The 6,502-nt window shown below is 74.2% G+C and carries 5 protein-coding genes; 2 read left to right on the top strand and 3 right to left on the bottom strand.

Translation table 11 applies throughout. From position 1 onward, the window contains the following. The first annotated feature begins 61 nt into the window (after nucleotides 1-61). The gene (locus tag ACIQOV_RS21350; RefSeq protein ID WP_401050663.1) at nucleotides 62-1,549 is read left to right on the top strand and encodes a DUF4157 domain-containing protein; all 1,488 of its coding nucleotides are present in this window, start codon (nucleotides 62-64) and stop codon (nucleotides 1,547-1,549) included. A gap of 86 nt (nucleotides 1,550-1,635) precedes the next feature. Here the strand turns inward: ACIQOV_RS21350 and ACIQOV_RS21345 are convergent, their stop codons facing one another. Beyond that, nucleotides 1,636-1,941, bottom strand: coding sequence for a hypothetical protein (locus ACIQOV_RS21345; RefSeq protein ID WP_401050661.1), 306 nt, complete (start codon nucleotides 1,939-1,941; stop codon nucleotides 1,636-1,638). Nucleotides 1,942-2,145: 204 nt separating this feature from the next. Further along, a complete protein-coding gene (locus ACIQOV_RS21340; RefSeq protein ID WP_401050659.1) occupies nucleotides 2,146-2,643 on the bottom strand; it encodes an aegerolysin family protein in 498 nt (165 codons plus the stop codon). 215 nt (nucleotides 2,644-2,858) lie between these two features. Between ACIQOV_RS21340 and ACIQOV_RS21335 the strand changes: the two genes are divergently transcribed. After that, entirely contained in the window at nucleotides 2,859-5,888 is a 3,030-nt protein-coding gene (locus ACIQOV_RS21335) for an AfsR/SARP family transcriptional regulator (protein ID WP_401050656.1), read from the top strand. Nucleotides 5,889-5,919: 31 nt separating this feature from the next. On the opposite strand, the gene ACIQOV_RS21330 is transcribed toward ACIQOV_RS21335, so the two are convergent. Then, nucleotides 5,920-6,502, bottom strand: a 583-nt coding sequence (locus ACIQOV_RS21330) for an RICIN domain-containing protein (RefSeq protein WP_401050654.1), incomplete at its 5' end; no start/stop codon positions are given.

Below are 6,502 nucleotides of genomic sequence, written 5' to 3'. Positions count from 1 at the left end.
TCAGAGCGTCGTTCTCAGCCTGCATCCGAAGGAGCTCGGCTTCAAGGTCCTGGACGCGCTGCTGAAGCCGTCGCATCTCGGAGAGCATTCGCGGGAGCCGGACGGCGGCGGGGCGCCCGTGCAGCGCTCCGCCGTGCACCGGGTCCTCGGGTCGCCGGGCCGGCCGCTCGACGCCGGGCTGCGGGAGGAGATGGAGCAGCGGCTGCAGGCGGACTTCTCCGACGTGCGGGTGCACACCGGCACGGCCGCGCAGCGTTCGGCGCAGGAGGTGGGTGCCCGCGCCTACACCTCGGGCAGCCATGTCGTCCTCGGTGCCGCAGGGGCGGACAAGCACACCCTGGCCCATGAGTTGACCCATGTGATCCAGCAGCGCAACGGCCCGGTGGCCGGGACGGACCACGGGAACGGCCTGCGCGTCAGCGACCCGTCCGACCGCTTCGAGCGCGAGGCGGAGGCGACCGCGCGCCGGGTGATGGCGGCGCCGGTGCAGCGGGCCGTCGCCGTCCCGGACGCGCCCGGCCGCGTGGACCGTGCCCCGGGCGGGGCGGCCCCGGCGGTGCAGCGGGTCGTCACCGTCGCCAGGGGAACGATCGGCAGTTCGGGGGAGACCGACAAGGTCCAGTGGAATGCCGGGCGTCACAAGAACCTGCCGGAGGCGGACAGGAAGGCCATCCTGGCCGAGATCGGGAGGATGGCCGACGCGGAGGAATCCGAACACTTCACCTCGTACGAGAAGCTCATCGACGCGGCCCACGCCCGGGTGCGGGCGGCGAGCGGGCAGAACCTGGCGCCCGTGACGCCCGTCGCCGTCGCCACCGGGGCGCTCCAGCACACCTTGACGATCTCCGACGAGGAGCAGATGAAGCGCCACAAGGAAGTGCGCCGGCGGCTGTCCCTGCGCGGGGTCAGCCTCGACCTGGAGGCGTTCCGCAACCGGCAGGCGATGGTGAACCCGTTCACGTACAGCGACGTGGAGGACGGTGCCTCCTACACCATCGGCGCCGGCGGGAACTTCGTTCTCGGCAGCGTGCAGGAGGGCGACTACTCCCAGCTGTTCGACCTGGCCAGGAGCAAGTCGGGCCTCACGGAGCAGCAGTTGGCGAACCGGTTCATCAAGGCGCTGTCGGAGAGCGGCAGCAGGCCGTTCGACGATCTGCCCAAGGACGCGCAGAAGTACTGCGCCAAGATCGTGGCCATCATCCAGGGCGCCGAGTTCCGCCGGGCGGCCGCCAACCCGACCGCGGCCGTCGCGGCGTTCAACAAGGTGGTCACCGGTGAGACGGCCACGCTCCACGAAGCGATGAACACGTTCACCCTGTTCGCCAAGGCCGGCGGCGGATCGGCGGACTCGCAGTACCACCGCGCCGGCAAGGAGCCCGACGCGGAGCTCAACGCCCGCATCCTCCAGGAGTTCAGGTCACTGGCCCAGCTCGTGTCCGCGAACGGCTTCGACCCCAACGACGAGAAGCAGTTCTACACGGCCTGCGAGACCATCGCGGTCGGCTCCATGAACTCCTTCAAGTCGAACTTCAGCTACACGATGACGTGAGCGGACCGGCCCCCGGGACCGCGCAGGCGCCGAGGTGTCGGCCGTCGCCGCCGAGGCGACGACGGCCGACGCCCTTGTGCGGTGGGTCAGTTGTCGTTGTTGACCTTGGTGTAGGCCGCGCTGTAGCCGGTCGGACAGTAGAGGGTGTCGCTCCCGTTGCCCATGTGCCAGGAGCCGAGGACCGTCGTCTGGTTGCCCTTGACGTTGTCGTTGTTGCAGACCAGCACCAGCTGCCAGTGGTTCTTGGTGGCGGTGGTCTGGCAGCTCACCGATCCCCAGTTCGTGCCCTGGGTGGTGCTGCAGTACGAGGTCGCCGACGCCCCCGGCGCCGCCATCACACCGGCGGCCACCAGCAGCGCCGCACCGGTTCCCAGAGCCGCAATTCGACGCATGACCTTCTCCTTCGTCGCATCTCGAACAAGCTGTGCGGTCAGCATGCCGAGGATGCGATCAGTTGTATCCACTGTCGGCGCGACTGGCCGAAACCGGCCGTTCCGCTCTCCCGGGCGGCACCTGCCGGGACCGCCGTGCGCCCGGGGCGCCCGGCCGAGGGGGGAAGGTCCCGGCCGGGCGCCCGACGGTCAACCGGCTACCGCTCAGGGGCCCGTGATCGTCCAGTACACGGCGGCGTTGTTGCCACTGCCCCCGCTCTGCGCGAACCGGAACATCGGGTCGGAGCCGGCGGAGTCGTAGCCGTTGCTGCCGGCGTACGGGTTGTTCCAGTGGAGCTGCACGCGCTTGCCGTTGAGCCCGGGGTTCCCGCAGTTCTCGGCGTCGTAGATGACGTGGCCCTCGGTCCCGGTGAGGAAGCCGTCGCTCTCGGACTGCCAGCGCCCGGTGTTCCCGTCGCGCACGATGGCGTCCGGGGCCAGGCCGCTCGACCAGATGCCGTGGTCCAGCCAGGCGTTCTGCAGGCGCAGTTCGCAGCCCGTCCAGTTGACGACCGCGACCTGCGTGCTGCGCGCCGCGCTCAGCGCCTGCGCCGGCTGCTGGTCCGCGGTGGCCGCGCCGGCCGGGGCGGCCGTCGCGAACAGCGCGGCGGCGACGCCCGCCGCGGCCAGCGCCGTACGGACCAGGGACTTCCGCTGTGCCATGGGGTACTCCTCTCGTTCTCGGACCGCGTCGGTGCGGTCCTGCTGCTCGAAGCCTCGGCCGGGCCCGTCAACAGGCGGTCGACAATGTGTTGACAGGTGATGGACAAGCAGCGCGTCGTCGACCGCCCGGACCGGGCACGGCGCCTCTGACCAGGGGTGATGCGGTCGGTATCATGCGCCGGGGGGATCGTTGTTCGGGCGGAGGGGGACGGCTGGTGGGTGGTTTGCGGTTCGCGGTGCTGGGGCCGCTGCGGGGGTGGCGGGACGGCGGCGAGCTCGTGCTCGGGTCGCCGCAGCAGCGCAGCCTGCTGCTCGCGCTGCTGCTGCGGGCCGGCCGCCCGGTGTCGACCGGTCAGCTCGTCGACGACCTGTGGGGCGAGGAGCCGCCCGCCAAGCCCTCCGCCGTGATCCGCACCTACGTCCACCGCCTGCGCCGCGTCCTGGGGCCCGACGCGCCGACCACGCTCAGCGGGGGCTACCTGCTCGCCCTGGACCCGGGCGCACTGGACACCCACCGCGTCGAGGAGCTCCTCGACGAGGCGAAGGAGCTGCGCGCCGACGGCGAGCACGCCCACGCCGCCGGCGTGCTCCGCTCGGCACTGGCCCTGTGGCAGGGCGAGCCGATGACCGCGCTCCCCGGCCCCTACGCCGAACGCCAGCGCGGCGAGTGGGCCGAACGCCGGGTGACCGTCCTGGAGTCGTGCCTGGAGGCCGAGGTCGAGGCCGGACCGTCCGGCGAGATCGTCGCCGAACTGAGCGCCGTCGTGGCCGAACACCCGCTCAGGGAACGGTTCTCCGAGCTGCTGATGCTCGTCCTCTACGGAACCGGCCGGCAGGCCGAGGCCCTGGGCGTGTACCGCGCGGCGGACCGGCGGCTGCGCGAGCAGCTCGGCGTCAGCGCCGGGCCCGGACTGCGCGAGCTGCAGCGCCGGATCCTGGTGGCCGACGCCGGCCTCGTGGCGCCCGCGCGGCCCCGGCCCGCCGCCGCGGCCCGCCCGGCCCACCAGGAGCGCCCGCCGTACCGGGCGGCGGTCCGGCCGACCCAGGTCCCGGCCGACCTCGCCGACTTCACCGGCCGCGAGGCGCAGACCGAGGCCCTGCGGGCCGTCCTGCTCGCCCCCGGCACCGTGCCCGTGGCCACCGTCTCCGGCCTGGGCGGCGTGGGCAAGACGGCGCTGGCCGTCCACGTCGCGCACGAGCTGGCCGCCGACTTCCCCGACGGCCAGCTCTACCTCGACCTGCACGGCGCCGACGGCCGCCCGACCCGCCCCGAGGAGGCCGTGGGCACCTTCCTGCGCTCCCTCGGCGTACCGGCGGACGCACTGGCCCCCGGGCTCGTCGAGCGCTCCGCCCAGTTCCGCTCGCTGCTCTCCGGCCGGCGCGTGCTGGTGGTCCTCGACAACGCCCGGGACGCCGAACAGATCAGGCCGCTGCTGCCCGGCCGACCCGGCTGCGCCGTGCTCGTCACCAGCCGGGCCAGGCTCGGTTCGCTGCCCAACGCGCACGTCGTCGAACTGTCCGCCTTCGCCCGGCAGGAGGCCCTCGGCCTGCTCGGCCGGGTGATCGGCGGGCAGCGGCTGCGGGCCGAGGAGCCGACGGCCGCGGAACTCGTCCGGCTCTGCGGGCACCTCCCGCTGGCCGTGCGCATCCTCGCCGCCCGCCTCGCCTGCCGGCCGGACTGGACCATGGCCCGGCTGCTCGACAAGCTGTCCGGCGACGGGCGCCGGCTGGACGTGCTGCGCGCCGGAGACCTCGCCGTCGAACCGGCGTTCCGCTTCGGCTACGACCAGCTGACGCCCGAACAGGCCCGGGCCTTCCGGCTGTTGGCGGTGCCGGAGGTGCCGGACCTGTCGCCGGGCGCGGTCGCGGCGGTGCTCGGCCTGCCCGAGGAGGAGGCCGAGGAACTGGCCGAGTCTCTGGTCGACTGCTCGATGCTGGAGACCGCGCCCCCGGACCGCTACCGGTACCACGACCTGCTGCGCGCCTTCGCCCAGCAGCTCGCCCCGGCCCCGCAGGCCGACCCGCAGGCGGGGGCCGGCTCGCAGGCGGAGGCGGCGGAGGACTTCCCGGCCGCCGTGCTCACCCGGCTGGCGGCCCACCACCACGCCGAGACCGTCGCGGCCCTCGGCCCGTCCGCCGCCCGCGCCGCCCTGCCCGGTGCCGTTGCCGACAGCGGTGCCGGAGCCGATGGCGGTGCCGGTGGCGGTGCCGCCTTGCGTGCGGCGGCACCGCCCCACGGCCGCGTCGACTACCACGGCATCGGCGCACTCGTCGGCCAGTACGCCGGGCTCCCCGAGCCGCCCCGGCTCGACCTGGTCGCCGAACTGCTGCTCGGCTGCAGCCTGTTGTGCGACACCGGCCAGGCCACCCGGCCGCTCGGACACGCGGCCAAGGTCCTGCTCCGGGCCGCCCTCCGGCAGGGCGACCGCACGGCCGAGGTCAGGGCCCGGCTGGTGCTCGGACGACTGCTCACCGAGGTCGGCTCCGAACCCGCGGCCCTCGCCGAACTGCTCAGGGCCCGCGACCTGTGCACCGCCCACGACCTGCCGGGGCCGCTCCTCGCCCTGGCCCACGCCTCACTGGCCGCCCTGTTCGTCCAGGTCGGCCGGCCGGGCGACGCGGTCGCCGGCTTCACGGCGGCGGTCTCGGCCTGGGAGAAGCTCGGCGACCGGCGCTCGGTGGCGGCCGAACTGCTCAACCTGGCCCGCGCGTTCACCGAACTCGGCCGGTTCGACGCGGCCGTCCGCGTCGTCGACCAGTCCCTGCTGATCTGCCACCGGCTCGCCGACCACGACCTCCAGGCGCTCGCCCTCGACTCGATGGGGACGATCGCCCACGACCGCGGCGAGTTCGAACAGGCCCTGCACCACCACCGCAACGCCCTGTCCCTGCTGCGGCCGGACGACCGGCGCCGCACGGGCCGTACGCTGCTGCGGCTCACCGAGTCGCTGCGCGCCGTCGGCCGCGGCGAGGAAGCCGTGGCGGCGGCCGACCGGGCGGTCGAGGTGCTGACGCTCGACGGCGACCGCCGGGGACGGGGGCTGGCCCTGGCGGCGCTCGGCGACGTACTCGCCGAGCGCGGCGGGGACGGCGACGGCGACGCGGCCCGGGCCCACCGGTCGGAGGCCTACGACATCCTGGCCTCCCTCGGCTCCCCCGAGGCCAACCGGCTGCGCGCCCTGATCGGCCCGGGCGGGCCCGCCGTGCGGCCCCGCCGGCAGTGGCCGTCCTGGCTGCCGGAGTGACCCTCCCAAGGCCCGGCCGGCGGCCGGCGGCTCACCTCAACGTCCACACCTGGTTGTCCGCGCCCGAGCAGGGCGCCACTCGGACCCAGTGGCCCACGCCGTCGGACGTCAGGCACAGGTTGGTGTCGGCGTTGACGATCCGGTGGCCGCCCGGAACCGGCGTGATGGCCCAGACCTGGTTCCAGTTGGACGGCGGGCTCGTCCAGATCTGCACCCGACCGCTGTCCCTGTCCTGGTCCAGCCCCTTGGTGAAGTTGCTGGAGGCGTTGCGCAGGTAGTACCTACCCTCGTCGACCTTGTCCAGCCGCCACACCTGCGCCAGCGTGCCGTTGGCATCGAAGGTGTCGACCTGGTTGCCGTCCCGGTCCTTGGAGTAGGAGTTGTCCAGCGTGCCGCCGTTGCTGCTGATCCGCGCCAGCTCGGGCAGCGGTGCCACCGGCTGCTGGGTGGGCTGCGTCGGCGTCGCGGACGCCGTGGGCGTGGCCGTTTCGTCGGGGGCCGGCCGGGCCGGGGCGGTGGGGGTCGGCGCGGGCGCGGCGGGGTTCTCCCCGGTGGTGGAGGCGGGGACCGGGAGCGGGGCGGAGCTGCGGGTGGGCACGGCGGCGGCCGGGGCG

Source organism: Kitasatospora sp. NPDC091257, assembly GCF_044757675.1.
Taxonomy (GTDB): domain Bacteria; phylum Actinomycetota; class Actinomycetes; order Streptomycetales; family Streptomycetaceae; genus Kitasatospora; species Kitasatospora lactacystinica.
The sequence above is the reverse complement of the archived record's forward strand: the minus strand, read 5'-3'. Positions and strand labels throughout refer to the sequence as shown.

What these genes read in the sequence shown, in the direction of transcription:
- ACIQOV_RS21345 (WP_401050661.1), bottom strand. Translation starts at nt 1,941, where the DNA reads ATGCGTCGAATTGCGGCTCTGGGAACCGGTGCGGCGCTGCTGGTGGCC.
- ACIQOV_RS21340 (WP_401050659.1), bottom strand. Translation starts at nt 2,643, where the DNA reads ATGGCACAGCGGAAGTCCCTGGTCCGTACGGCGCTGGCCGCGGCGGGC.